Raw genomic sequence first — 23,677 nt, 5'->3', positions numbered from 1 at the left:
CATGCGTAACCTGATTCTCGGTGGCGCCCGGTCTGGCAAAAGCCGCCTGGCCGAACAACTGGCCAGTGCCAGCGGCTTGCCGGTGACCTACATCGCCACCAGCCAGCCGCTGGATGGCGAAATGAACGAACGCGTGTTGCTGCATCGTCAGCGCCGGCCGGATGACTGGGGGTTGATCGAAGAGCCCTTGGCCCTGGCCGCAGTACTGCGCGCCGAAGCGGCCGAAGGGCGCTGCCTGCTGGTGGATTGCCTGACCCTGTGGCTGACCAATTTGTTGATGCTGGAAGATGACCAGCGCCTGGCCGAGGAGCGTGATGCCCTGCTGGCGTGCCTGGAACAGTTACCTGGCACCCTTATCCTGGTCAGTAACGAAACCGGCCTGGGCGTCGTGCCCATGGGCGAGCTGACCCGGCGCTATGTCGACCTGGCCGGCTGGCTGCACCAGGCGGTGGCCGAACGCTGTCAGCGTGTCGTGCTGACCGTGGCCGGCCTGCCCTTAATCCTCAAAGGACCTGCACTATGACCCAAGCCTGGTGGCGTGACGCCTGCCAACCCCTCGACAACGCCGCCATGGACCAGGCCCGCGCCCGTCAGCAGCAACTGACCAAACCTGCAGGCTCGCTCGGCCAACTTGAAGCGCTGGCGATTCAGCTGGCTGGCCTTCAGGGGCTTGAACGACCTACGCTGGATCAGGTTGCCATCACCATTTTTGCCGGCGACCACGGCGTGGTCGAAGAGGGCATCTCGGCCTATCCGCAGGCGGTAACCGGGCAGATGCTATGTAACTTCGTCGGTGGGGGCGCGGCGATCAGTGTGCTGGCGCGGCAACTGCAGGCCAGCCTGGACGTGGTCGACCTGGGCACCATTGACGCGCAGCTGGAACTGCCCGGCGTGCGCCATCTGCGCCTGGGCACTGGTACTGCCAACTTTGCCCGTCAACCCGCGATGACCGAAAACCAGCTGCAAGCGGCCTTGCAGGCCGGTCGCGACAGTGCCCAGCGCGGCGCCGAACAGGGCGCACAGCTGTTCATCGGTGGCGAGATGGGCATTGGTAACACCACAGCCGCCGCAGCCTTGGCCAGTGTTCTGCTGGGGTGTCCGGCGTCGGAGCTGAGCGGCCCTGGCACTGGCCTGGACAACGCCGGGGTACAGCACAAGGCTGAAGTCATCGAGAGGGCGCTGCGCCTGCATGGCCTGCGTGCTGAAGACCCGTTGCAGGTACTGGGCTGTGTTGGCGGTTTCGAGATCGCGGCGTTGGTCGGTGCCTACATAGGTTGTGCGCAGGCGGGGGTCGCGGTGCTGGTGGATGGCTTTATCTGCAGTGTCGCTGCGCTCGTGGCAGTGCGCCTCAACCCGCAGTGTCGGGCCTGGCTGTTGTTCGCTCATCAGGGCGCTGAGCCCGGGCACAAGGCCTTGCTTGCTGCACTGCAGGCCGAGCCCCTGCTGGCCTTGGGCTTGCGCCTGGGTGAGGGCAGTGGCGCTGCCTTGGCGGTGCCGCTGTTGCGCCTGGCCTGTGCGCTGCATGGGCAGATGGCGACCTTTGCCGAGGCCGCGGTGGCGGACCGCCCGGCATGATCCTCGACTTGCTGCGCCATGGTGAAACGGAACAAGGCGGCCTGCGTGGCAGCCTTGATGATGCCTTGACCGACAAGGGCTGGGCACAGATGCGCCGCGCGGTGGCCGACGGCGGCTCATGGCAGGTGCTGGTCAGCTCGCCGCTGCAACGTTGTGGGCGTTTTGCCGATGAGCTGGGTGCGCAGTTGAACCTGCCTGTGCAGCGTGAGCCCGCCCTGCAGGAACTGCACTTCGGTGATTGGGAGGGCCAAAGTGCCGCGCAGATCATGGAGCACCAGGCTGATGCACTGGGCCGTTTCTGGGCCGACCCTTACGCCTTCACACCGCCCAATGGCGAGCCGGTCGAGGCGTTTGCCGAACGGGTGCTGGCGGCTGTCGAGCGTTTGCGCCTTCAACATGCCGGCAAGCGCGTGCTGCTGGTCACCCATGGCGGCGTCATGCGGCTGTTACTGGCCCGTGCTCGTGGCTTGCCCAGGGAGCAGTTGCTGCAGGTCGAGGTGGGCCATGGCGCGTTGATGCGGCTGGTGCCAGGTGGCGATGGGCAACTGGTCGAGGCGCCTTGAGATGTTGCCGTTCTGGATCGCCCTGCAATTTCTCAGCAGCCTGCCGGTGAGCCTGCCGGGCATGCCGGCACCGCGTGAGGTAGGGCGTTCGCTGCTGTACTACCCGCTGGTCGGGTTGCTGTTCGGCTTGCTGCTGTGGTTGGCCAGTCATCTGCTTCAGGGCACGCCGTCGCCGCTGCACGCGGCTTTGCTGCTGACACTGTGGGTACTGCTCAGTGGTGCCTTGCACCTGGATGGCCTGGCGGACAGTGCCGACGCCTGGCTAGGTGGTTTCGGCGACCGTGAGCGCACCTTGCGGATCATGAAAGACCCGCGCAGTGGGCCGATTGCCGTGGTCACCCTGGTCTTGGTGTTGTTGCTGAAGTTTTGCGCATTGTGGGTGCTGGTCGGGCAGGGCATCGGCGCGCAATTACTGCTGGCGCCGTTGATCGGGCGGGCGGCGATGTTGGGCCTGTTCCTTGGCACACCTTATGTGCGACCTGGCGGGTTGGGCCAGGCGTTGGCCGAACATTTGCCCCGGCGCGCGGCGGGGTGGGTGTTGCTGGTTTGTGTGCTGTTCTGCCTCTTCTTGGGCGGATGGAGCGTGCTGCTGGCGCTGGCGGTGTTTGCCTGGTTGCGGCATCTGATGTGCCGGCGCCTGGGCGGGACCACCGGTGATACCGCCGGTGCGTTGCTGGAGCTGCTGGAGCTGGCCGTCGTGCTCGGGTTGGCGCTGGGGCTTTGAGCGCTTGATCTGGACGGCCCTTTAGCGGCTGCTTTGCGGTGCTTTCGCAGCACGCCATAGGTGTGGAGGGGCAGTAACTTCCAGAAACGGTCCGGAAGCGCCTGCCTCTTCCTTGTCGGCGTATCTTCAGCCTCCCCCCAAGCAACCAGGTAGGCTTCCCGTGCGTCACTGGATCTTTGCCAGTCTATTGGTCCTGTCCACCCTCCCAGCCTCTGCTGCAGACCTCATGGCGTTCTGGGACACCCCACGCCACGGCGGCAACAGCTTCAACCGGCTGCCACCCGATCAAGCCTACTTCGATGCCCTGAGGGGGTACGGCGCCACATGGGTGCGGCTGTCGTACGACAAATGGCAACCCGTGAAACGTGATTTCCTCCTCGGCAGCGCCGATACCTATGAAGGCCTGCCCGACGCCGACCTGGCTGTGCTGCGTGCCACCCTCGACCGGGCGCACCAGGCGGGGCTCAAGGTGGTCATCGCGCCACTCTCGCTACCGGGTATGCGCTGGTCGCAAAACAACCAGGGCCAGTTCGATGATCGTCTGTGGCAAGACAAACGCTACTGGTCCCAGGCTGCGGCGTTCTGGCGAGATATGGCGCGCGAACTGAAAAGTCATCCGGCCATCGCGGCCTACAACCTGATCAATGAGCCAGCACCGGAGAAACAGGGCGGCCTTGCTGAACATGCCGAACTCGGGCAGATGCAGCAGTGGTATGCGCAAGCGCAGGACGGTGCGCGCGATCTGCCCTTGCTGTACCGGCAACTGATAGCGGCCATACGCGAAGAAGACACTGACACGCCGATCATGGTCGATGCCGGCTGGTATGCAGGCGCAGACGCGTTCGGCTACTGGCCGGCGCCGCTGGAGGACCCGCGAGTGCTGTACAGCGTGCACATGTACGAGCCCTATGCCGCAACCAGTGCGCCGAATATGGCGCGCAAACAGCCCATCGCCTATCCAGGCCCCGTATCTTTTGCCGGGCAGACACAGCTGTGGGATGGGCGGCGAGTTGAAGGCTACTTGCGCCAGCCGCTGGCATGGGCCGAGGCCATGGGGCTGCCGCTTTCTCGCCTGGTGGTGGGTGAGTTTGGCTGCATGCGCAGGCTGCCGGGTTGCCGGCAGTACCTTGAAGATGTACTCGTCGTGCTGGATCGTAACCGGTTGCACTGGGCGTTCTATAGCTTTCGTGAAGACAACTGGGATGGCATGGACTACGAGCTGGGCACGGCGAAGGTGCCGTGGCGCTACTGGCAGGCGGTCGAGCAGGGCGCGCCAGACCCCTTGGCGCGCAAGGCCACGGTTGAGTTCGAACCGATCCGCAGGCGCTTGAACCCGGACTGACGCTTCTCACTCTTTCGTGAAACTTCTTGCAACACTCAGTACGCGGGTATATACACGTATCCATGCTGACCAGTGAATGCATCTGTACCCACCTGCGTCGCGCCGCCCGCGGCGTGAGCCGGCATTACGACGAAGCCCTTGCCGGCTTCGGGGTCAATGTCGCCCAGTTTTCCCTGCTGCGGCACCTGCAGCGGCTCGACCGACCCAGCATCACAGCCCTGGCCGAAGCCATGGGGCTCGAGCGCAGTACCCTGGGCCGCAACCTGCGTGTGCTGGAGGCGGATGGGCTGGTAGCACTGGGCGAGGGCGACGACCAGCGTAACCGCGTGGTGCTGTTGACCGAGGCGGGCAAGCAACTGCTGCACGTTGCCCACCCAGCCTGGGAGCAGGCCCAGAAAGAACTGGTTGAACGGCTTGGGGTGGGGCAGCGGGATGAACTGGTGCGACTGCTGGAACAACTGGCCTGAAGTGAAACGACTATAAGCGGGTATATACCCGCAAAACCTTGCGATGTGCTGGAGATAACGACAATGACTTCGGTGTGGCGAACCAGCGGATGGGTGTTGGTGGGGGCGGCCTTGATACTGGCGCTGTCTCTGGGCGTACGGCACGGCTTTGGCCTGTTTCTGGGGCCGATGAGTGCTGATTTCGGCTGGGGCCGTGGGGTGTTTGCCTTCGCCATTGCCCTGCAGAACCTGATCTGGGGCCTGGCGCAGCCGTTCGCCGGCGCCTTGGCCGACCGGCTTGGCGCGGCGCGGGTGGTCATCATCGGCGGTATTCTCTATGCCGTCGGTTTGATCTTGATGGGCTTGGCTGATTCGCCCTGGTCGTTGTCGCTGAGTGCGGGCTTGCTGATCGGCATCGGCCTGTCCGGCACGTCGTTCTCGGTCATTCTCGGTGTGGTCGGGCGTGCCGTGCCGGCCGAAAAGCGCAGCATGGCCATGGGGATCGCCAGCGCCGCCGGGTCATTCGGCCAGTTCGCCATGTTGCCGGGCACCCAAGGCCTGATTCAGTGGCTGGGCTGGTCGGCAGCGTTGCTGGTACTGGGCCTTTTGGTGGCGTTCATCGTGCCTTTCGTCGGCCTGCTGCGCGATCGCCCGTTACCCAGTCACGGTGCCGAGCAGACCCTGGGCCAGGCGCTGCGCGAGGCGTGCACGCACTCTGGCTTCTGGTTGCTGGCGCTGGGCTTTTTTGTCTGTGGCTTCCAGGTCGTATTCATTGGCGTTCACCTGCCGGCCTACCTGGTTGACCAGCACCTGGCTGCGGCCACCGGTACGACAGTGCTGGCGCTGGTCGGCCTGTTCAACATCGTCGGTACCTTCACTGCTGGCTGGTTGGGCGGGCGCATGTCCAAGCCGCGCCTGCTGACCGGGTTGTACCTGCTGCGTGCGGTGGTGATCGTGCTGTTCCTGTGGGCGCCGGTGAGCGAGTTCAGTGCTTACCTGTTCGGCATTGCCATGGGGCTGCTGTGGTTGTCCACGGTTCCGTTGACCAATGGCACCGTGGCCACGGTGTTCGGGGTGCGCAACCTGTCCATGCTGGGCGGTATCGTGTTCCTGTTCCATCAGTTGGGTGCGTTCCTGGGGGGCTGGCTGGGTGGGGTGGTGTATGACCGCACCGGTAGCTACGACGTGGTCTGGCAGATTTCCATCCTGCTCAGCTTGTTGGCCGCTGCCCTTAACTGGCCGGTGCGCGAACGCCCGGTTTCACGCCTGCAGGCACAGGCTGCATGAACCGTTACCTGGTCCGCGGGCTGTTGGCTATTGCCGTGCTGCTGGTGCTGGCACTGGTGTGGTGGGGCTGGCATCAGGGAGGGATGGCGTTGATGCAACTGGGCATGGGTGTTTGTTAGGCGCTACCCTGCAAGTTCAAAGGTAGCGATGCAGGAGAGACGAGTCATGCGTGCACATTGGTTGACGGTGCCGGTGCTGGCCCTGCTTGCCAGTACATCAAGCTGGGCTGCAGATTGCCCGGCGTTGTTGCAGGGCAGCCTGCCGGAATTGCGCGGTAAGGGGCAGGTCGACCTCTGCGAGCGCTTTGCCGGCAAGCCGCTCGTGGTGGTGAATACTGCCAGTTATTGCGGTTTTGCCCCGCAGTTCGAGGGGCTTGAGGCGACGTACAAGGAATATCACGAGCAAGGCCTGGAAATGCTCGGCGTGCCGTCCAATGACTTCAAGCAGGAAGACGCCGACAGTGAGAAGACTGCCAAGGTTTGCTATGCCAACTACGGTGTCACCTTCACCATGACCAAGACGCAGGCGGTGCGGGGCAAGGATGCGATACCGCTGTTTGCGGAGCTGGCCAGCCAGAGCAGTGCGCCGAAGTGGAATTTCTACAAGTATGTTGTCGATCGCAAGGGCAAGGTGATCGGTAACTTCTCCAGCCTGACCAAACCGGATGATCCTGCGTTCCGCGCCGCTATCGAAAAGGCCATCGCCTCACAGCAGTAACCAGGCTGTGCTTGCTGCGGCTTTTGCGTCTAAGCGCGCGGTAGTTCAGGCGACGCAGATTGCGACTTCAGGAGGCCGAGCGCAGGCCTCGTGAAGTCGCGAAGATCAAGATCAAAAACAGGAAGTGGCTGGCTGCGGGTGACTTCACCGGGCATGCACGGTAATCGCCACCAACCGCACCACCACCGGCCGGACCACCAGCACACACACAAATGCCACCGGCATCGCCAGCTGATAGGCCTTGAGCACATTGCCCAGATACTCCGGGGTAAACCCGGCATTGGCCGCCGTGATCACGAAGCACATCAACAGCGCCATGATCGACGACATGTAGAACGCGAAAACGTAGGGGGTAGCGACCGGGTGCAATTTACGTCGACTGCGCGATCGGGGCAGGTTGCTCATGCGAACTCCTGAAAACTGAGTGGAAGCGCAGATTAGCAACCTGCACGTCTGCAGCTGTAGACCCGCGGCATTGAGTTCTTTATAAAGAAATTCTTACGAATCCAGGCGCTCCCCATGGACCTGCTCAACGCCATTCGCTGCTTCATCAAAGTGGTCGAAGCCGGTAGCATCGCCGCTGGTGCCCGTATCCTCGGCCTTAGTCCGGCAGCCGTCAGCCAGAACCTGGCGCGGCTGGAAAGCCACCTGCAAGTTCGCCTGCTCAGTCGAACCACCCGCAGCATGGCCGTGACGCCCTCTGGCGCCCAGTATTACGAGCGTGTAAAGCATATCGAGCGTGATTTGGCCCTGGCCGAACAGGCGGTTACAACACCCGACAGCGAGCCTCAGGGGCGGCTGTGCATTGCCTCGACCTCTGCCTTCGGCCGCCATGTGCTGGCGCCATTGATTCCTGCTTTCAGTGCCCGCTACCCTTTACTTTCGATAGAGTTGGTAACGACTGATCGTCGGGTCAACCATGCCCGTGAAGACGTTGACGTGAGCCTGCGCATTGCCCCGCAGCTCGAAGACCAGCTGTTGGCCCGGCGCATCGCCCGCATCCCGTTCATTTGTTGTGCCTCACCCGGATACCTGCAAAGTGCTGGCGTACCTGCCACGCCCGAGGCCTTGCGCGGGCACCGTTGCCTGGTGTTTCGCTATCCGGTGGATGGCCGCTTCTTGCGCTGGGGCTTCATGCGGGACGGCCTGCGCTTCGAAGCGGAATTCGGCACTGTATTGATCAGCGACGATATCGATGCCCTGACCCAGATGGCCTTGCACGATGGTGGCATCACCCGTCTGGCCGAGTTCATCGTGCGGCCGCACCTGGCCTCGGGGGCCTTGGTGCCGCTGTTCGAATACTGCGACAGCAGCCAGGCTTACGCCCAGACCGAGCCCATGGACATCTACCTGTGCCTGGCCGATCGCTTTGCCATGACCACCAAGGTGCGCGCATTCATGGACTATCTGCGCGAATGCCTGGGCGACAGCTGGCAAGTGCAGGCATGAAAAAAACCGCCACGAGGGCGGTTTTCATGTAACGCACAGGAATCAGAAGCGGTAGGTAAGGGATGCACCGATACCGTGAGCGCTGTTCTCGTACTTGGCCTGGTAGCTGCCTTTCAACAGCCCTTGTTGTTGCGAGCTTGGCAGGTTGTTGACCTTGGTATCCTCTTCCCACAGATACGAATAGGCAACGTCGATGGTCATGTCATCGTTCGGGCTCCAGCCGGCACCAAAGCTGACCGCTTTACGATCGCCAGTCGGAATGCGTGGCGAGCGATCATGGTTGTTGGTGGGCGACTGGTCGACGGAGAAGCCTGCGCGCAGGGTCCACTCCTTGTTCACCTTGTAGGACGCACCAATGGCGTGGGCCCAGGTGTCGTGCCAGTTCTGCTCTTCGGTGATGGTCTTCAACGGGTAGCCTGCCGGCGCTTCGTTCTCGACGACGATGCTTTCCAGGCGGCTCCAGCGCGTCCAGGTGCTACCCGCATACAGTGTCCAATGGTCATCCAGTTCATGAGTGACCGAGAAGTCCACTGACTCTGGTGTCTTGATTTTCAGGCTGGCGTCGAACTTGCCGTTCAGGCCAAGCTGTGGAATCGGGTAGGAAACGCGGGTATTGCCTTCAAGCTTGTAGTCGACCATCGAGTGATAGGTCAGGCCCAGACGGGTACGGTCCGTAGCTTGTACCATAACGCCGATGTTGTAACCGATCGCAGTGTCGTCGCCCTTGATCTTGGTCTCGCCATCAGGGCCATTGGGCCCCAGGAGGGCCTTGCTGCTCAGGTTCGAACCCAGTTCACCCTTGATACGGTTGATAGTCGGGCCAAAACCGATCGACACTTTGTCGTTGAAGGCGTAGCTGACGGTTGGCTGGAAGGTGACAACCTCGACCTTGCTCTTCTTGCCCCAGTAGCGTGCAGCGTCATCGCTGCCGTAGTCGGTGATCAGGCCATATGGCACGTAAACGCCGAAGCCAACGCTCCAGTGATCATCAATCGGCTTGACGTAATAGCCCATGGGTACGCCAACGAGAGGCACCATGTCACCATCGGTTTCCCCCCCGAAGTTGCTGCCTGGGCCCGATATGTCGGTCTTGGCGATGACGGCAGCGCCGCCCACGGTGAATTGTTCGCGCTTGAGGCGGGACATGCCGGCCGGGTTGCCATACACAGTGCTGGCATCTTCGGCAGAGGACGAGCGCCCCGCAAAACCGGTTCCCATGCCGCTGATACTTTGTTCGTTCAGCGCGAACCCGGCGGCGAGCAGTTGGCTGGAAGCAAGCGCAACAGCTACGCCGAGGGAGGTTTTGAGCATTACTTTTTTCATTATTAGAAAACTCCTTGGGTCTCCGGGGCGAAAAGCTACCAACAAATCACGCGCCGCGCTATAGGCTCAATCGCAGGAGTTAGTGCGGTTTTGTAGGACAATCCGACCAAAATTCCCTTTTTTCCGGTTTACTTGTAGGACGCGTCTCAAGATGCCTGTGGCAATTTCTGATCTATGCAGGCATGCCAGGCGTGGGTGAAGTCGCGCAGACGACCCTGGGGGTTGAAAATCTGCCGCCAGATTCGCGCCAGTGCCAGTAGATCGTCCGCCGCAGGCAATGGGGTGGCCTGCTCTTCGATGAGCATCCAGGCAATGGCAGTGGAATAGCGCAGGTTGACGGTGAGCTCCAGGTGCGGGCCACCCAGGAAGGCGTGCTGGCTGGCCAGGCCGCGGACCAGGCTGGCCAGGTCGGGGTCACGGGCCAGGTATTCGTCCCAGAGCGCCTGGTGACGATGTTCGCCGATGCGGTAAAGGCCGTGCCCACGTCGGTCGTGCAGGGCTGAGCCGAGTGCTGACTGGCTGGCGGCGATCCCCAGTAGCAAGGCTTCGGCGCTGGCACAGTGACGGTTCAGGTAGACCAGGGTGGGTCGGATCACATACTGACACAATTCATTCGCCGCAATACCCATGATGCCCTCGAGCAGGTAAGGGCCGGACGGGCGCTGGAGCTTGGCAGCTGGTGAATGATCAGGCCCGCCGGGAGCGGAAAGCACCGCTCGAGTTGAAGTGTAGTGTGATAATCGTGGTGTAAAGAGCTGTTTTTAAATCGATTACTGCCTGATGCTCCGGGCTATATGCCCTAAGGCAATTACGCCAAAAGCGTTCAGGCAGTCTTGCGATTGGATGATTCAGCGCTTGAATACCCCGGTATTCGCCGGTCACGCGGTGAGCGACTGACGCGTCCGGGCGATCACCGCCTGCAGCGGTTCATGGCGGCTGTACTGGTCGTGGTACAGGCGTTCGGTGTGGCAGGCAACGCCGTGTTCGTCTACCAAGGTAAAGCTGAAGCTGCCCTTGCGTGGGGCAACGATAAGGCACTTCAACGGCGAGAAGGCCTGGGAGAGGGTGCCAATGGCAGCCTGAATCTGATGATGAGTTTGCATATTGTTGGAGGTTCCTGCTTTAAACACGGGAGATATGATCCGTGCATGATAGAAACGTTCCAGTGACGCCTTTATTAAGGGACGAACGAACCTGACTGGAACAGGGCAGCCAGAGGGGGCGCAATCAAATGTGGGCGCTTGGGCTGACTGGTAGGTACTTCGGAAGGCAGGCAGCACGCCGGGGCCAAGGTTCTAGGCCGTCGAGGTGGGATCCTGATCAATCTGTCATGTGATTCGTGCTTGCGCAGCGTAAGGCTGGCGAGGGAATCATTGAATGGGCCGGTCCTTGTTTCAGCAGGGACGCTCTTGGGGGGAGCGAGTCTGCAAGGACGCTTGCGGCCAGAATTGACTTTCAGCTTGGTACTAACAAGGGGCACCTTACCGGAAGCGAAGATGTTTGGCAAGCACTACGTTTGTTCAGGTGAGCCGCGCAGTATGGCGCGAATTTTCGCTGCTGGGAAGAGGGGGTAAATGGCCCGAATGCCGTCCGATGTGCCCTTTTCGTGCACCCAAATGGAGGTTTATGGTGCACTTGTTCACATTCGGGGCAGCGCTTGTAACGGCTTGGCAACACCACCCAGCAGCCTCGCCAATGCCTTGACTGCGTGGTTAAGTCAATGAAAAAAAACACTATTTTTAGCTGGTGAAAAAATCGTCAGTTTGACCAAAGCCCCCAATTCACGGGGGTTTGAGGGGTGTGAGAGGGGGTTGTCCACCGAGTTATCCACAGGAACTGTGGATTGTCCCGAGCGCTTGCTCTAGCACGGGCGTGCCAGCAATGGGATGAACTGTCCGACAATCGCCATGCTCCAACAGACCGGTTGGTCATCCACCTGGAAACGTCAAGAAAAGATCATTGAAATTTTTTTCAATCCTCCAGAAATCGACAGGCCAGGGCGAGAAAAAAAGAGTAGAGTGGCGCGCCTTTCGAGTTACCAAACCTGTTGCTCATGAAGTTTCGCGGTAAACACCTTTCCAGCCCCTCTGCATCGACACCTGCACCTCCTGCCAAACGCTTTTCCCTGAAAGTGGCCTTGTGGTTGCTCGACAGCCCGCGCCTGGGCGACAACCCTCAGGTCAAGCACCTGGCCGGGCGCTTGCTGAAGCAGCCTGCGCGCCAAGGTGTGGTTGTGGCGCAGAGCCGCCTGGGGCAGATGCTGTGCCGCGATTGTGGCAACGCCCGTGACCGGCGTATAGGCCATGAGCTGCTGCGTCAGGCTGCCCGCGCAGGGGATCGGCGGGCGCAGCTGGAGTACGCTCGGCTGTGTCAGCACAACGAGCCGGAGCAGGCGCGCTATTGGCTTGAGCTTGCGGCAGGGCAGGGGTCGCAGGAAGCGCGGCGCTTGTTGCGACAGTGGTTTTCTGTCTGAGCTTTTTTGCCTGCGCGGGCCCTTTCGCGAGCAATCACCGATGTGTGTCCACCGCCGTGGTAGGAGCGGGTTTACCCGCGAATACGGTGGCGGCGGCAACGGTGAACGGCGGGTTGGAGATTGGCCAGCAGGGCCGGCCTCTTCGCGGGTGAACCCGCTCCTACGGGCGACCGTGCAGGCATTACCTTTGCCTTCAGGCTTGCGCAGCGGGCAGGCCCGCGATGAGGCCGATGCAGGCAACACGCCAGTCAGGCTGATAAGCTGCACTCAATTTGCATCAGAGCGTTCGGGGTAAGCATGACAGTGGATCTGGCCAGCATTCTGCTGGGCTTGGTGGCAGGCGTAATACCCTGCCTGGTGTGGGTCATGCAGGTGCAGCGCCGCCAGGGCGCACGGCAAGGTGAGCAGGCCTTGCTCGAAGAGCGCCTCAACGCTGCCCAACTTGCCCAGGCTGGCCTGCAGGCGCAACTGGACGCCAGCCGCGACGAGGTCAGCGACCTCAGTGAGGCCAACGCCGTCAAACAGGCCCAGCTGGCCGCCCAAGGCCGTGAGCTGGAGCTGCTGCAGATCGACCGCGACAATGCCCGTGATGCGGCCCACGCCTGGAGCCTTGAGCGCGCCAACCGCGAAGCCGAACTGCGCCGCCTGGAAGCGCAAACCGCGCGCCTGGACGCAGAACTGCGTGAACAGCAGGAAAGCCACCAGCAACGCCTGGAAGACCTGCAGGAGGCCCGTGACACTTTGCGCGCCCAGTTCGCCGACATGGCCACCAAGATCTTCGACGAGCGCGAGCAGCGCTTCGCCCAGACCAGCCAGCAGCACCTTGGCCAGTTGCTCGACCCGCTCAAGGAGCGCATCCAGGCCTTCGAAAAACGCGTGGAGGAAAGCTATCAACAAGAGGCCCGCGAGCGCTTCTCGCTGGGCAAGGAGCTGGAGCGCCTGCAACAGCTCAACCTGCGCCTGTCCGACGAAGCCACCAACCTTACCCAGGCCTTGAAGGGCCAGAAAACCCAGGGTAACTGGGGTGAGCTTATCCTCGAACGCGTGCTGGAGCATGCCGGCCTGGAAAAGGGCCGCGAATACCAGACCCAGGTCAGCCTGAAAAGCGCCGATGGCGAGCGTTTCCAGCCGGATGTGCTGATCATGCTGCCCGGCGACAAGCAGGTGGTGGTGGACGCCAAGGTCAGCCTCACTGCGTACCAGCAGTTCGTTGCCGGCAACGACGAAGCTGCGCTCAAGCAGCATGTGCAGTCGCTGCGCAGCCACGTCAAAGGCCTGTCGAGCAAGGACTACAGCCGCCTTGAAGGCCTGCACAGCCTGGATTTCGTGTTGTTGTTCGTGCCCATCGAGGCGGCCTTTTCGGCGGCCCTGCAGGCCGAGCCGAACCTGTTCCAGGAGGCCTTCGACCGGCAGATCGTGATTGTCAGCCCTACCACGTTGCTGGCGACCTTGCGGGTGATCGACAGCCTGTGGAAGCAGGAGCGTCAAGGGCAGAACGCCCGCGAAATTGCCGAGCGTGCCGGCTGGCTCTACGACAAGTTCGTGCTGTTCATCCAGGACCTGGACGAGCTGGGCAGCCGCTTGCAGCAGGTAGACAAGGCTTATGCCGCCGCGCGCAACAAGCTGTGCGAAGGGCGTGGCAACCTGGTCAGCCGCAGCGAGCAGCTTAAGCTACTGGGCGCCCGTGCCAGCAAGAGCTTGCCGGCAGACCTGCTGGAGCGGGCGCTGTCCGACGAGGCGCTGCCCGACGTAGCGGTTACTGAGCCAGGCTCAGATGGCGATTGAGCAGGGCGCGCAAGGCCGCGGGCTTGACCGGTTTGGCCAGGTAGTCCAGCCCTGATGCATGTACCAGGGCGATGGTTTCCTTGCTGCCGTCGGCGCTGATCACTACACCGGGTACCGGCTCACCCAGCCGTGCTCGAAGCCAGCCCATCAGTCCGGTGCCGGTCTCGCCGTCGTCCAGGTGATAGTCCACCAATGCCAGGTGCGGGCGCATGCCTTTGGCCAGCAGGGTTTCGCATTCGGCCTGGTTGCGCGCGGTCCATACCTGGCAACCCCAGCGGCTCAGCAGGCTGTTCATGCCGATCAGGATGCTGTCTTCGTTGTCCACGCATAGCACGTGCAACCCGGCCAGTGGCTGGCCGCCCTGTTGTTCCACGGGCGCGCTTGGCGCCGCGGCGGCCTGGCGTGCAATCGGTACGCTGACGCGGAACACCGTGCCCTTGCCTGGCCATGAGCGTACCTCCAGCGGATGCCCCAGCACCCGACACAGACCGTCTGCGATGGCCAGGCCCAAGCCTAGCCCCTTCTCGGCACGGGTCTGGTGGCTGTCCAGGCGCTTGAACTCCTGAAAGATCACTTGCAGCTTGTCGTCAGCAATGCCCGGGCCACGGTCCCAGACCTCCAGCCACAGGCGCTCGCCCTGTCGGCGCGCGCCTAGCAGGATCGGGCTCTTGCCGTAGCGCAGGGCATTGGTGAGGAAGTTCTGCAGCACCCGGCGTAGCAGTTTCATGTCGCTGTCCACCCGCAGGCGGCTGCCGCGCAGGCGGAACTCCAGGCCTTTCTCGGCCGCCAGCAGCTTGAACTCGGCGCCCAGGGTGTCGAACAGCTCGTTGAGGGCGAAGGGTTTGGCATCCGGGGTGATCTTGCCGTTTTCCAGGCGCGAGATGTCCAGCAGGTCGCTGATCAGCTCTTCAGCCGAGCGCAGCGAGCTGTCCATGTGCTGTACCAACTGCTGGGCCTCTTCGTTCATGCCCTCGGCCTGTTGCGACAAGGCGGCAGAGAAAAGCCGTGCGGCGTTCAACGGTTGCATCAGGTCATGGCTGACGGCGGCCAGGAAGCGGGTCTTGGACTTGCTCACCGCTTCGGCCTGGCTCTTGGCTTCGGACAGCGCCTGGTTCAACTGCGACAGTTCGTGGGTGCGCTCCGCCACGCGTTGTTCAAGGCGTTCGTTGGCATCGCGCAGGGCCTGCTCGGCCTCGCGGAACGGGGTGATGTCGGTGAAGCTCATGACAAAGCCGCCGCCCGGCATCGGGTTGCCGATCAGCTCGATCACCCGGCCATTGGGGAACAGCCGCTCGGAGGAGTGCGCGCGGCCCTGACGCATCCAGTGCAGCCGCCGCGCCACATGCACTTGCGCTTCGCCGGGGCCGCACAGGCCGCGCTCGGCGTTGTAGCGGATGATGTCGGCAATCGGTCGCCCTACGCTGATCAGCCCGTCCGGGTAGTTGAACAGCTCCAGGTAGCGGCGGTTCCAGGCCACCAGGTGCAAGTTCTGGTCGACCACGCTGATGCCCTGGTTGATGTTCTCGATGGCGCCTTGCAGCAGGGCGCGGTTGAACTGCAGCACCTCACTGGCTTCGTCAGCGATGCGCACCACGTCTTCCAGCTGCATGTCGCGGCCTTCGATGGCCGCTTTGACCACGGCGCGGGTCGACGAGGTGCCGAGTACCCCGGCCAGCAGGCGCTCGGTGTGCTCGATCCAGTCGCCATCGGCGTTCTGGTTAGGGTTGAAGCCCTTGCCCTGGCGGTAGGCAAAACGGATGAAGCTCTGCCGTGCGCGCTCTTCCCCGACAAAGCGCGAGGCCAGGGTCAATAGGTCGTCGATCTGCACCGCCAGCAGCGGCTTGCTGCTGGGCCGCGCGCTGGTCTGCTGGCCAATGAACCGGCCGGCCTGCCAGTGCTCGGAAACCCGTGTGCGCGACAGCACCGAAACCCAGGCGAACAGGGTGAAGTTGCCCGCCAGTGACAGCACCACACCTTGGGTCAGTGGACTGATCGGCAGGTTCAGCGGGTTGCCGTGCAGCCACGCCAGGCCAGGGAACAACTGCAACGACCAGCCCAGGCTGTGCGCGGCAATCGGCAGCACCAAGGTGTAGAACCACAGGAAAATGCCAGCGGCCAGGCCGGCGAACACGCCGCGACGGTTTGCCTGCTTCCAGTACAGCGCGCCAAGCATGGCCGGGGTGAGCTGGGTCACAGCGGCAAAGGCGATCTGGCCGATGGTCGCCAGGCTGGCGGTGGAACCCAGCAGGCGGTAGCTGACATAGGCCAGCAGCAGGATCACCACGATGGTTACCCGGCGTACCGAAAGCATCCAGTGGCGGAACGCTTCGAAAGGCCGCTCGGCGTTATTGCGGCGCAGCAGCCAGGGCAGCAGCATGTCGTTGGACACCATGGTCGACAGCGCCACGGCCTCGACGATCACCATGCCGGTAGCCGCCGAGGCGCCGCCGATGAACGCCAGCAGGGCAAGGCTCGGGTGCGCCTCGGCCAGCGGCAGGCTGATGACAAACGAGTCGGAGATCACCGTGCCGGGCAGCATCATCTGCCCGGCCAGGGCAATCGGCACCACGAACAGCGCGGCCAGTGCCAGGTACATGGGGAATACCCAGCGCGCCAGGCGCAAGTCCTGCGGTTCGATGTTCTCGACCACGGTAACGTGGAACTGCCGGGGCAGGCAGATGATTGCCATCATCGCCACGGCGGTTTGCACCACCATGGACGGCCAATTGATGGTTTCTTTCCAATAGTCCTGCAAGTGGATCGACTGGCGGGCCTGGCTGAACAGGTCGTCGAAGCCGTCATACAGGTTGAAAACGATGAAGATGCCCACGGCAAGAAACGCCAGCAGCTTGATCAGCGATTCGAAGGCGATCGCCAGGACCATGCCGCGGTGGTGCTCGGTCACATCCAGGCTGCGGGTACCGAAGACGATGGCGAACAGCGCCAGTACCAGCGATATCACCAGCGCGGTGTCCTGCACGCGGGTGCCGGTGGCGTCGGCGTTGGCGCCGATCAACAGGTTCACGCCCAGTACGATGCCCTTGAGCTGCAGGGCGATATACGGCAGCACGCCGACCAGGCAGATCAGCGCCACCACCACTGCCAGGGTCTGCGACTTGCCGTAGCGTGCGGCAATGAAGTCGGCGATCGAGGTGATGTTCTGCTGCTTGCTGATCAACACCATCTTCTGCAGCACCCACGGCGCGAAGATCAGCAGCAGTACCGGGCCCAGGTAGATGGGCAGGAATGCCCAAAGCTGTTCGGCGGCCTGGCCGACCGCGCCGAAAAAGGTCCAGCTGGTGCAGTACACGGCCAGCGACAGGCTGTACACCCAGGCACGCAGCTTTGGCGGCAATGGCGTGCTGCGGCGGTCGCCATAGAAGGCGATGGCGAACATGATGGCCATATAGGCCAGGGCGACCACGGCGATCAGCCCGCTGGACAACGACATGAAGACTCCGAAGCAAAAAGGTAACGCGGTCCCGATCAATCAGTCTGGCACGCAAGTGCCGCTTCGTCAGCGCAGACGATGGTTGTAGGAGCGGGTTCACCCGCGAAGAGGCCGGAACAGGCAACATCAACCCCTGCGGGTACCCAACCCATAGAACACCCCTGCCAGTATCACCGACAACACCAGCAGGTAGAAGACTGCCCCCGGCCACAGGTGTACCAGTGCAAACCCCACCATCACCGGCCCCAGCGCCGCCCCCAGGTTGGACAGGTTCTGCGCGCCGTAATACACCCCGCGCAAGTGCTCCGGTGCGATCAGGTCGATAAACATGTACTCGGCCGGGATCACGATGATTTCGCCCAGCGTGAACACCAGCATCGCCAGGCACCAGGCCAGTACCGAGCCCGCCAGCGCAAAACCCAGCAAGCCGGCGATGAACAGGCCCATGCCGGCCAATAGCCACGGCATCAGGCGCTGGCGGCTGATGCGCCGGCCAATCAGGTACTGCAAGGCAATGACCGTCACGGCGTTGGTGGTGACCAGATAGCCGATCAGCCGTGCCGCTTCGGCCGGGTTGCTGGTGACCACCAGGTACTGGGACAGGTAGGCGGTGAACTGGCCGAACACCACCGCGCTCAGCACCCCACCCACGGTAAAGCACACCAGCCGACGATCCCGCGCCAGCCCCAGCGCCACCTGGCCGAAGCCGGCCACAGGTTTGTCCGGCGCGCTGGCCTGCAGGCTGCGATCACCCAGGCGCCAGTAAGCCAGGCACATGGCCAGGCCAAGCAGGGCAGAGGCGAGGAACGGCACATGGTCGTTCAGTTCAAGCATGGCCACGCCCAGCAACGGGCCGGTGGCGTAGCCGACGTTGCTGAGGGTGTACTTGATGGCGAATACCTCGGCCCGCTCATCCACCGGCAGTAACGCGCAGAAGCCCGCCTTGGCAGCAATGTCGACCACTGCCAGGGCCAGGTTGATCAACACCAGACAAAAGAAGAACGGCAGTGCCGAACGGCTGGCGACCGCGCCGACGAAGGCCAGGGCGAACAGCAGGGTACTGGCGCTGACCAGCGTGTGGTTGCTCAAGGTGTCGACCAGATGGCCACCGTACAGACTCAATAGCGAGGCGACGATCAGCGCGCCACCGATCAGCAGGCCGATCTGGCTGATCGGCAGCTGGAAATTGTCGGCCAGGTAAACCACCAGGTAGGGCAGGGTGAGGGCGCGGGCGACGGTAAGCGCGAAGGTGGTGGTGAGCAGCAGGCGAACGGTGTGCGGGTAGCGTTTTATGGCGGCGAGCATTGCCACGTCCTTGTTGTGCGGGTTTGCCGAGCACAAGCATAAGCCACATGCGGTCCTTGCAGCAGCACCGGCAACGTTCAAGAGAAGATGGCAATGCTCCGGCTGGCTCACAGCCCGTCGCGACACAAGGCCGCTTCACGGACAAAGGGCGACAGGCGGAGGATTGACAGTCTGTCAGGCTCGGGGAATACTCTCGAAAAATTCATATATATGTTTATATAACAAGACGAGAGCGAGACCCATGCACCCATTGACCGGTGATGCTCGACTGCCCCGCTATCAACAACTGCGCGATCACATGGTCACGCAAATTGCCAACAACCGCTGGCGCCCGGGGGAAGCGATCCCGACCGAAGCAGCCTTGGCCACCGAGTTCGACCTGTCGATCGGTACCGTGCGCAAGGCCGTCGATGTCCTGGTGGCCGAAGGCGTGCTGGAGCGCCAGCAGGGCCGAGGCACCTTCATTCGCCGCCCACAGTTCCAGTCGTCGCTGTTCCGCTTCTTCCGTTTCGAGGCCGCCAATGGCGAGCGCATAGTGCCGGAAAGCCGCATTCTTTCCATCGAGTCGCTTCCGGCGCCTTCGGCAGTGGCCGAGGCATTGGGCCTGGCAGGGGAGGCAGAAGTGATCCGCATCGTTCGCACACGTCTGCTTGGCGCCCAGCCGGTGCTGGCCGAAGACATCTGGCTGCCGCGCCAAACCTTCCAGCCGCTGCTGGACGTGGATTTAAACAGCAAGGGCCCACTGCTGTACCCCATCTACGAAGCGCTGTGCGGTCAGGTGGTCGCCTACGCCGAAGAAACCCTGACCGCCGAAGCGGTCGACGCGGTGCATGGCCGCTTGCTGCAACTGCCGGCCGACAGCCCGGTGGTCGTGATCGAGCGCCTGGCCCGCGACTATGCCGGCAAACCTCTGGAATGGCGCCGCTCGCGCGGCCATGCGCAGCACTTCCGCTACCGCATCGACATTCGCTAAACCGGTCGCTTCACCCTTTTACCTGTCTGCGCCGTGCTGCCATGGCGCAGTGGCTTCGCCTGCCCGTCACACCACGACTAGAAGGATAACAATCATGTTCAGCTGGTATCGCGAGATCACCTCACGGGAACGCAAGACATTCTGGGCCTGTTTCGGCGGCTGGTCGCTCGATGCGCTGGAAGTGCAGATGTTCGGCCTGGCCATCCCCGCGCTGATCGCCGCATTCTCCCTGACCAAGGGCGATGCCGGCCTGATCAGTGGCCTGACCCTGGTGACCTCGGCAGTCGGCGGCTGGCTGGGTGGCACACTGTCCGACCGCTATGGTCGCGTGCGTACCCTGCAATGGATGATTCTCTGGTTCTCGTTCTTCACCTTTCTTTCGGCGTTCGTCACCGGCTTCTACCCGTTGCTGTTCGTCAAGGCCATGCAAGGCTTTGGCATCGGTGGCGAATGGGCAGCCGGCGCTGTGCTGATGGCCGAAACCATCAACCCCAAGTATCGCGGCAAGGTCATGGGCACGGTGCAGAGTGCCTGGGCTGTGGGGTGGGGGCTGGCGGTGGCACTGTTTACGCTGATTTACTCACTGGTACCGCAGGAGTTTGCCTGGCGGGTGATGTTCTTCGTCGGTCTGCTGCCATCGCTGCTGATCATTTGGGTACGCCGCAACGTGCCTGAGCCGGACAGCTTCCAGCGCCTGCAAAAGGAAAAGGCCATCCCTTCCAGCTTCTTGCAGTCGATGGCTGGCATCTTCCGCCCGGAACTGCTGCGTGTGACCCTGCTGGGCGGCTTGCTCGGCCTGGGTGCCCACGGTGGCTACCACGCGGTGATGACCTGGTTGCCGACCTTCCTCAAGACAGAGCGCAACCTTTCGGTGCTGAACTCGGGCGGTTACCTGGCGGTGATCATCCTGGCCTTCTGGTGCGGCTGCGTGGTCAGTGGCCTGCTGATCGACCGTATTGGCAGGCGCAAGAACATCCTGCTGTTCGCCCTGTGCTGTGTACTGACCGTGCAGGCCTACGTGTTCTTCCCGCTGACCAATACCCAGATGCTGTTCCTCGGCTTCCCGCTGGGCTTTTTCGCCGCCGGCATCCCGGCCAGCCTGGGTGCGTTTTTCAATGAACTGTACCCGGCTGACGTGCGCGGCGCCGGGGTGGGCTTTTGCTACAACTTCGGTCGCGTGCTGTCGGCCGTGTTCCCGTTCCTGGTCGGGCACATGAGCGAGTCGATGTCGCTGGGCAGTGCCATCGGCATCGATGCCGGCATCGCCTATGGCGTTGCGGTGATCGCAGCCCTGTGCCTGCCCGAAACCCGTGGCCGCAACCTTGAATCTGCACCTGCGCCGGAAACGGCCGGTGCCGTCGCCAAGTAACCTGAACCTGTTTGTATGAGAACCATGCCCGACGCACCCGCTTTGCACCTGACTGCCATCGACAGCCACGCCCACGTGTTCAGCCGTGGGCTGAACCTGGCCCGCCAGCGGCGTTATGCGCCCAGTTACGATGCGCCGCTGGGCGACTACCTGGGCCAACTGCGGGCCCATGGTTGCAGCCATGGCGTACTGGTCCAGCCCAGCTTCCTGGGTACTGACAACCGCTACCTGCTCAGCGCCTTGCAGACCGCGCCAGGGCAACTGCGCGGGGTGGTGATGCTGGAGCGGGAGGTCGAGCGGGCGACCTTGGCGGAAATGGCCCGGTTGGGAGTCAGGGGGGTACGCCTCAACCTCATGGGGCAAGACATGCCTGACCTGACCGGCGCGCAGTGGCGGCCCCTGCTGGAGCGCATCGGCGAGCAGGGTTGGCACGTGGAACTGCACCGTCAGGTGGCGGACATCCCAGTGCTGGTGCGGGCATTGCAGCCCTATGGGCTGGACATCGTGATTGACCATTTCGGCCGCCCGGATGCCCGCCTTGGCCTGGGCCAGCCGGGGTTTGCCGAACTGCTGACCCTGAGCGGTCGGGGCAAGGTGTGGGTGAAGGTGTCCGGCATCTACAGGCTGCAGGGCTCGCCGGAAGAGAACCTGGCATTCGCCCGTCAGGCGCTGTGCGCGCTGGAAGCCCATTACGGCGCAGAGCGGTTGATGTGGGGCAGTGACTGGCCGCATACCCAGCATGAGTCGGAGGTCAGTTTCGGTACCGCTGTCGAACAGTTCGAGGCCTTAGGGTGTTCAGCGCAGCTGCGCCAGGCACTGATGGTGGATACCGCGCGGGCGTTGTTTGGCTTCGAGTGACGTAGCGCCAGTGCTGCAACTGCTGGCAGGTCCTTGAACGCAATCTCGCTTGGTCATGCCTGAGCCGGTGCTTGCCAGTCAGCGCATTTCCCATGCAGATTTGTGGCCCGGCGCGCTTGGCGAGCCTCCAATTGAAAAGCCCTCAGGACCAAGGACGATGAGTCAATCTTCGCAATTCACCTTGCTCGGCAAGCGGCGTTTCCTGCCGTTTTTCATCACTCAGTCGCTGGGTGCCTTCAACGACAACCTGTTCAAGCAGTCGCTGATCCTGGCGATTTTGTTCAAGCTCAGCCTGGGCGATGGTGACCGATCGATCTGGGTCAACTTGTGTGCCTTGCTGTTCATCCTGCCGTTTTTCCTGTTTTCGGCGCTGGGCGGGCAGTTTGGCGAGAAGTTCGCCAAGGATGCGCTGATCCGTGCAATCAAACTGGCCGAAATCGTGATCATGGCGATTGGTGCGCTGGGCTTTGTCACCAACCATCTGTGGCTGATGCTGGTGGCGCTGTTCGGTATGGGGACGCACTCGGCGCTGTTCGGCCCGGTGAAGTATTCGATCCTGCCGCAGGCCCTGCGCGAGGAAGAGTTGGTGGGCGGTAACGGGCTGGTGGAAACCGGCACCTTCCTCGCCATCCTCGCCGGCACCATCGGCGCGGGGGTGATGATGTCGGCCGACAGCTACGCAACAGTGGTGGCCGGTGGCGTGGTCGGCACGGCGGTACTCGGCTACCTCGCCAGCCGCTGGATCCCTCGGGCGGCTGCCGCCTCGCCGCAAATGCCGCTGGACTGGAACATCTTCAAGCAGTCGTGGGTGATCTTGCGCATGGGCCTGGGCCAGCCGCCGGCGGTGTCGCGCTCGATCGTCGGCAACTCGTGGTTCTGGTTTGTTGGCGCTATCTACCTCACGCAGATCCCGGCCTATGCCAAGGATTGGCTGCACGGTGACGGCACCGTGGTGACCCTGGTACTGACCCTGTTCTCGGTGGGCATTGCCCTGGGCTCGCTGCTGTGTGAGCGGCTCAGTGGACGCAAGGTGGAAATCGGCCTGGTGCCGTTCGGTTCGTTCGGCCTGACCCTGTTCGGCCTGCTGTGGTGGTGGCACTCCGGTGATGTACCGGCTGCAGCAGCGCCGCACGACTGGCTGGCACTGCTGGGCATGAGCCAGGCCTGGTGGATCTTGCTGTCGATCATTGGCCTGGGTGTGTTCGGCGGCTTCTACATCGTGCCGTTATATGCGTTGATCCAGGCCCGCACGGCCGAGGACGAGCGCGCCAGGGTGATCGCGGCCAACAACATCCTCAATGCTTTGTTCATGGTGGTGTCGGCGGTGCTCACCATCATCCTGCTAGGCGTGGCCAAGCTGAGCATCCCGCAGCTTTTCCTGGTGGTGTCGCTGCTCAATATCGCGGTCAACACCTATATCTTCAGGATCGTGCCCGAGTTCACCATGCGCTTCCTGATCTGGCTGCTCAGCCATTCGATGTACCGCGTGCAGCACCGAGACCTCGAGCGCATCCCCGACGAAGGTGCAGCGTTGCTGGTGTGCAACCACGTGTCGTTCGTCGATGCGTTGCTGCTGGGCGGGGCTATACGCCGGCCGATCCGCTTTGTCATGTACTACAAGATCTACAACCTGCCGGTGCTCAATTTTGTGTTTCGCACTGCCGGTGCCATCCCGATTGCCGGGCGTAACGAAGACCAGGCGACGTACGAGCGGGCCTTCGCGCGGATTGCCGAGTACCTGGCTGATGGCGAATTGGTTTGCATCTTCCCAGAAGGCAAGCTGACGGGCGATGGCGAAATCGATGTCTTCAAGGGTGGGGTCAGCCGCATCCTCGAAGAAACGCCGGTACCGGTGATTCCGCTGGCCCTGCAGGGGTTGTGGGGTAGTTTCTTCAGCCGCGACCCGGCCAAGGGCTTCTTCAAGCGCCTGTGGTCGCGGGTGACCATCGTGGCAGGCGCCGCCGTCCCGGTGGAGGCGGCGCAGCCTGAAGTGTTGCGCGAACAGGTCAGCCGCCTGCGTGGCCATCTGCGATAGAG

At 62.7% G+C, this 23,677-nt stretch carries 22 protein-coding genes; 16 read left to right on the top strand and 6 right to left on the bottom strand.

What is annotated here, in order from left to right:
- The first annotated feature begins 1 nt into the window (after position 1).
- The 9 genes from cobU to LMH93_RS20955 all read left to right on the top strand — a co-directional run bounded on the left by cobU (position 2) and on the right by LMH93_RS20955 (position 6,654).
- Positions 2–523, top strand: a complete 522-nt coding sequence (gene cobU, locus LMH93_RS20990) for a bifunctional adenosylcobinamide kinase/adenosylcobinamide-phosphate guanylyltransferase (RefSeq protein WP_003252463.1) — start codon at positions 2–4, stop codon at positions 521–523.
- The gene (cobT, locus tag LMH93_RS20985) at positions 520–1,575 is read left to right on the top strand and encodes a nicotinate-nucleotide--dimethylbenzimidazole phosphoribosyltransferase (RefSeq protein WP_003252465.1); all 1,056 of its coding nucleotides are present in this window, start codon (positions 520–522) and stop codon (positions 1,573–1,575) included. Before cobU ends, cobT begins: the two co-directional genes overlap by 4 nt.
- Positions 1,572–2,138: a histidine phosphatase family protein gene (locus LMH93_RS20980; RefSeq protein ID WP_230064563.1), complete on the top strand. Its 567-nt coding sequence runs from the start codon at positions 1,572–1,574 to the stop codon at positions 2,136–2,138. The genes cobT and LMH93_RS20980 overlap by 4 nt, the downstream gene beginning before the upstream one ends.
- 1 nt (position 2,139) lies before the next feature.
- Positions 2,140–2,862 (top strand): adenosylcobinamide-GDP ribazoletransferase, encoded by a 723-nt coding sequence (locus LMH93_RS20975; RefSeq protein ID WP_004575325.1) that lies wholly within the window; start codon positions 2,140–2,142, stop codon positions 2,860–2,862.
- A 226-nt stretch (positions 2,863–3,088) separates the two neighbouring features.
- On the top strand, positions 3,089–4,204 hold the full coding sequence (locus LMH93_RS20970) for a glycoside hydrolase family 5 protein (RefSeq protein ID WP_185280360.1): 1,116 nt from the start codon (positions 3,089–3,091) through the stop codon (positions 4,202–4,204).
- A gap of 62 nt (positions 4,205–4,266) precedes the next feature.
- Complete coding sequence (locus tag LMH93_RS20965) at positions 4,267–4,671, top strand: MarR family winged helix-turn-helix transcriptional regulator (RefSeq protein WP_004575323.1); 405 nt, start codon at positions 4,267–4,269, stop codon at positions 4,669–4,671.
- A gap of 63 nt (positions 4,672–4,734) precedes the next feature.
- Complete coding sequence (locus tag LMH93_RS20960) at positions 4,735–5,937, top strand: MFS transporter (RefSeq protein ID WP_060538689.1); 1,203 nt, start codon at positions 4,735–4,737, stop codon at positions 5,935–5,937.
- The gene (locus LMH93_RS29675; protein ID WP_003252477.1) at positions 5,934–6,056 is read left to right on the top strand and encodes a hypothetical protein; all 123 of its coding nucleotides are present in this window, start codon (positions 5,934–5,936) and stop codon (positions 6,054–6,056) included. The genes LMH93_RS20960 and LMH93_RS29675 overlap by 4 nt, the downstream gene beginning before the upstream one ends.
- A 46-nt stretch (positions 6,057–6,102) precedes the next feature.
- Positions 6,103–6,654 (top strand): glutathione peroxidase, encoded by a 552-nt coding sequence (locus tag LMH93_RS20955; RefSeq protein WP_003252479.1) that lies wholly within the window; start codon positions 6,103–6,105, stop codon positions 6,652–6,654.
- A 144-nt stretch (positions 6,655–6,798) separates the two neighbouring features.
- Here LMH93_RS20955 and LMH93_RS20950 read toward each other — a convergent pair whose 3' ends face one another.
- Positions 6,799–7,059 (bottom strand): DUF2798 domain-containing protein, encoded by a 261-nt coding sequence (locus LMH93_RS20950; protein ID WP_003252481.1) that lies wholly within the window; start codon positions 7,057–7,059, stop codon positions 6,799–6,801.
- A 114-nt stretch (positions 7,060–7,173) separates the two neighbouring features.
- Here LMH93_RS20950 and LMH93_RS20945 point away from each other — a divergent pair, with 114 nt between their 5' ends.
- Positions 7,174–8,103, top strand: coding sequence for a LysR family transcriptional regulator (locus LMH93_RS20945; protein ID WP_003252484.1), 930 nt, complete (start codon positions 7,174–7,176; stop codon positions 8,101–8,103).
- Between the two features lie 42 nt (positions 8,104–8,145).
- Here LMH93_RS20945 and LMH93_RS20940 read toward each other — a convergent pair whose 3' ends face one another.
- From LMH93_RS20940 to LMH93_RS20930, 3 genes are all read right to left on the bottom strand, one after another.
- Positions 8,146–9,426 carry an OmpP1/FadL family transporter gene (locus LMH93_RS20940; protein WP_003252486.1) on the bottom strand — a complete coding sequence of 427 codons (1,281 nt, stop codon included), beginning with the start codon at positions 9,424–9,426 and terminating at the stop codon, positions 8,146–8,148.
- 146 nt (positions 9,427–9,572) lie between these two features.
- The gene (locus LMH93_RS20935) at positions 9,573–10,055 is read right to left on the bottom strand and encodes a hypothetical protein (RefSeq protein ID WP_003252489.1); all 483 of its coding nucleotides are present in this window, start codon (positions 10,053–10,055) and stop codon (positions 9,573–9,575) included.
- A gap of 249 nt (positions 10,056–10,304) precedes the next feature.
- On the bottom strand, positions 10,305–10,529 hold the full coding sequence (locus tag LMH93_RS20930; protein WP_004575320.1) for a hypothetical protein: 225 nt from the start codon (positions 10,527–10,529) through the stop codon (positions 10,305–10,307).
- A 950-nt stretch (positions 10,530–11,479) separates the two neighbouring features.
- Between LMH93_RS20930 and LMH93_RS20925 the strand changes: the two genes are divergently transcribed.
- A complete protein-coding gene (locus LMH93_RS20925) occupies positions 11,480–11,899 on the top strand; it encodes a tetratricopeptide repeat protein (protein WP_230064562.1) in 420 nt (139 codons plus the stop codon).
- A gap of 411 nt (positions 11,900–12,310) precedes the next feature.
- The gene (gene rmuC / locus LMH93_RS20920) at positions 12,311–13,684 is read left to right on the top strand and encodes a DNA recombination protein RmuC (protein ID WP_161774447.1); all 1,374 of its coding nucleotides are present in this window, start codon (positions 12,311–12,313) and stop codon (positions 13,682–13,684) included.
- Here the strand turns inward: rmuC and LMH93_RS20915 are convergent.
- Both LMH93_RS20915 and LMH93_RS20910 read right to left on the bottom strand, forming a co-directional pair.
- Positions 13,656–17,135, bottom strand: coding sequence for a hybrid sensor histidine kinase/response regulator (locus tag LMH93_RS20915; RefSeq protein ID WP_230064561.1), 3,480 nt, complete (start codon positions 17,133–17,135; stop codon positions 13,656–13,658). The two genes, rmuC and LMH93_RS20915, sit on opposite strands and share 29 nt — an antisense overlap.
- A gap of 126 nt (positions 17,136–17,261) precedes the next feature.
- Positions 17,262–18,440: an MFS transporter gene (locus LMH93_RS20910; RefSeq protein WP_003252497.1), complete on the bottom strand. Its 1,179-nt coding sequence runs from the start codon at positions 18,438–18,440 to the stop codon at positions 17,262–17,264.
- Between the two features lie 241 nt (positions 18,441–18,681).
- Between LMH93_RS20910 and LMH93_RS20905 the strand changes: the two genes are divergently transcribed.
- The 4 genes from LMH93_RS20905 (at position 18,682) to LMH93_RS20890 (ending at position 23,675) form a co-directional block, all read left to right on the top strand.
- A complete protein-coding gene (locus LMH93_RS20905; protein ID WP_070096270.1) occupies positions 18,682–19,413 on the top strand; it encodes a GntR family transcriptional regulator in 732 nt (243 codons plus the stop codon).
- A 94-nt stretch (positions 19,414–19,507) separates the two neighbouring features.
- Complete coding sequence (locus LMH93_RS20900) at positions 19,508–20,782, top strand: MFS transporter (protein WP_185280061.1); 1,275 nt, start codon at positions 19,508–19,510, stop codon at positions 20,780–20,782.
- A gap of 24 nt (positions 20,783–20,806) precedes the next feature.
- Complete coding sequence (locus LMH93_RS20895) at positions 20,807–21,640, top strand: amidohydrolase family protein (protein WP_003252504.1); 834 nt, start codon at positions 20,807–20,809, stop codon at positions 21,638–21,640.
- A gap of 157 nt (positions 21,641–21,797) precedes the next feature.
- Positions 21,798–23,675, top strand: a complete 1,878-nt coding sequence (locus tag LMH93_RS20890) for an MFS transporter (protein ID WP_230064560.1) — start codon at positions 21,798–21,800, stop codon at positions 23,673–23,675.
- Positions 23,676–23,677: the final 2 nt, after the last annotated feature.

This window comes from Pseudomonas sp. CIP-10 (assembly GCF_020911845.1).
In the GTDB taxonomy this organism is placed as follows: Bacteria; Pseudomonadota; Gammaproteobacteria; order Pseudomonadales; family Pseudomonadaceae; genus Aquipseudomonas; species Aquipseudomonas alloputida.
Note: the sequence above shows the minus strand (reverse complement) of the source record. Positions and strands in the feature narration are given on the sequence as shown.

Excerpts from the sequence above, each read along its gene's own strand:
- cobU (WP_003252463.1), top strand. The coding sequence starts at position 2 with ATGCGTAACCTGATTCTCGGTGGCGCCCGGTCTGGCAAAAGCCGCCTG.
- cobT (WP_003252465.1), top strand. The coding sequence starts at position 520 with ATGACCCAAGCCTGGTGGCGTGACGCCTGCCAACCCCTCGACAACGCC.
- LMH93_RS20980 (WP_230064563.1), top strand. The coding sequence starts at position 1,572 with ATGATCCTCGACTTGCTGCGCCATGGTGAAACGGAACAAGGCGGCCTG.
- LMH93_RS20975 (WP_004575325.1), top strand. The coding sequence starts at position 2,140 with ATGTTGCCGTTCTGGATCGCCCTGCAATTTCTCAGCAGCCTGCCGGTG.
- LMH93_RS20970 (WP_185280360.1), top strand. The coding sequence starts at position 3,089 with ATGGCGTTCTGGGACACCCCACGCCACGGCGGCAACAGCTTCAACCGG.
- LMH93_RS20965 (WP_004575323.1), top strand. The coding sequence starts at position 4,267 with ATGCTGACCAGTGAATGCATCTGTACCCACCTGCGTCGCGCCGCCCGC.
- LMH93_RS20960 (WP_060538689.1), top strand. The coding sequence starts at position 4,735 with ATGACTTCGGTGTGGCGAACCAGCGGATGGGTGTTGGTGGGGGCGGCC.
- LMH93_RS29675 (WP_003252477.1), top strand. The coding sequence starts at position 5,934 with ATGAACCGTTACCTGGTCCGCGGGCTGTTGGCTATTGCCGTGCTGCTG.
- LMH93_RS20955 (WP_003252479.1), top strand. The coding sequence starts at position 6,103 with ATGCGTGCACATTGGTTGACGGTGCCGGTGCTGGCCCTGCTTGCCAGT.
- LMH93_RS20950 (WP_003252481.1), bottom strand. The coding sequence starts at position 7,059 with ATGAGCAACCTGCCCCGATCGCGCAGTCGACGTAAATTGCACCCGGTC.
- LMH93_RS20945 (WP_003252484.1), top strand. The coding sequence starts at position 7,174 with ATGGACCTGCTCAACGCCATTCGCTGCTTCATCAAAGTGGTCGAAGCC.
- LMH93_RS20940 (WP_003252486.1), bottom strand. The coding sequence starts at position 9,426 with ATGAAAAAAGTAATGCTCAAAACCTCCCTCGGCGTAGCTGTTGCGCTT.
- LMH93_RS20935 (WP_003252489.1), bottom strand. The coding sequence starts at position 10,055 with ATGGGTATTGCGGCGAATGAATTGTGTCAGTATGTGATCCGACCCACC.
- LMH93_RS20930 (WP_004575320.1), bottom strand. The coding sequence starts at position 10,529 with ATGCAAACTCATCATCAGATTCAGGCTGCCATTGGCACCCTCTCCCAG.
- LMH93_RS20925 (WP_230064562.1), top strand. The coding sequence starts at position 11,480 with ATGAAGTTTCGCGGTAAACACCTTTCCAGCCCCTCTGCATCGACACCT.
- LMH93_RS20915 (WP_230064561.1), bottom strand. The coding sequence starts at position 17,135 with ATGTCGTTGTCCAGCGGGCTGATCGCCGTGGTCGCCCTGGCCTATATG.
- LMH93_RS20910 (WP_003252497.1), bottom strand. The coding sequence starts at position 18,440 with ATGCTCGCCGCCATAAAACGCTACCCGCACACCGTTCGCCTGCTGCTC.
- LMH93_RS20905 (WP_070096270.1), top strand. The coding sequence starts at position 18,682 with ATGCACCCATTGACCGGTGATGCTCGACTGCCCCGCTATCAACAACTG.
- LMH93_RS20900 (WP_185280061.1), top strand. The coding sequence starts at position 19,508 with ATGTTCAGCTGGTATCGCGAGATCACCTCACGGGAACGCAAGACATTC.
- LMH93_RS20895 (WP_003252504.1), top strand. The coding sequence starts at position 20,807 with ATGCCCGACGCACCCGCTTTGCACCTGACTGCCATCGACAGCCACGCC.
- LMH93_RS20890 (WP_230064560.1), top strand. The coding sequence starts at position 21,798 with ATGAGTCAATCTTCGCAATTCACCTTGCTCGGCAAGCGGCGTTTCCTG.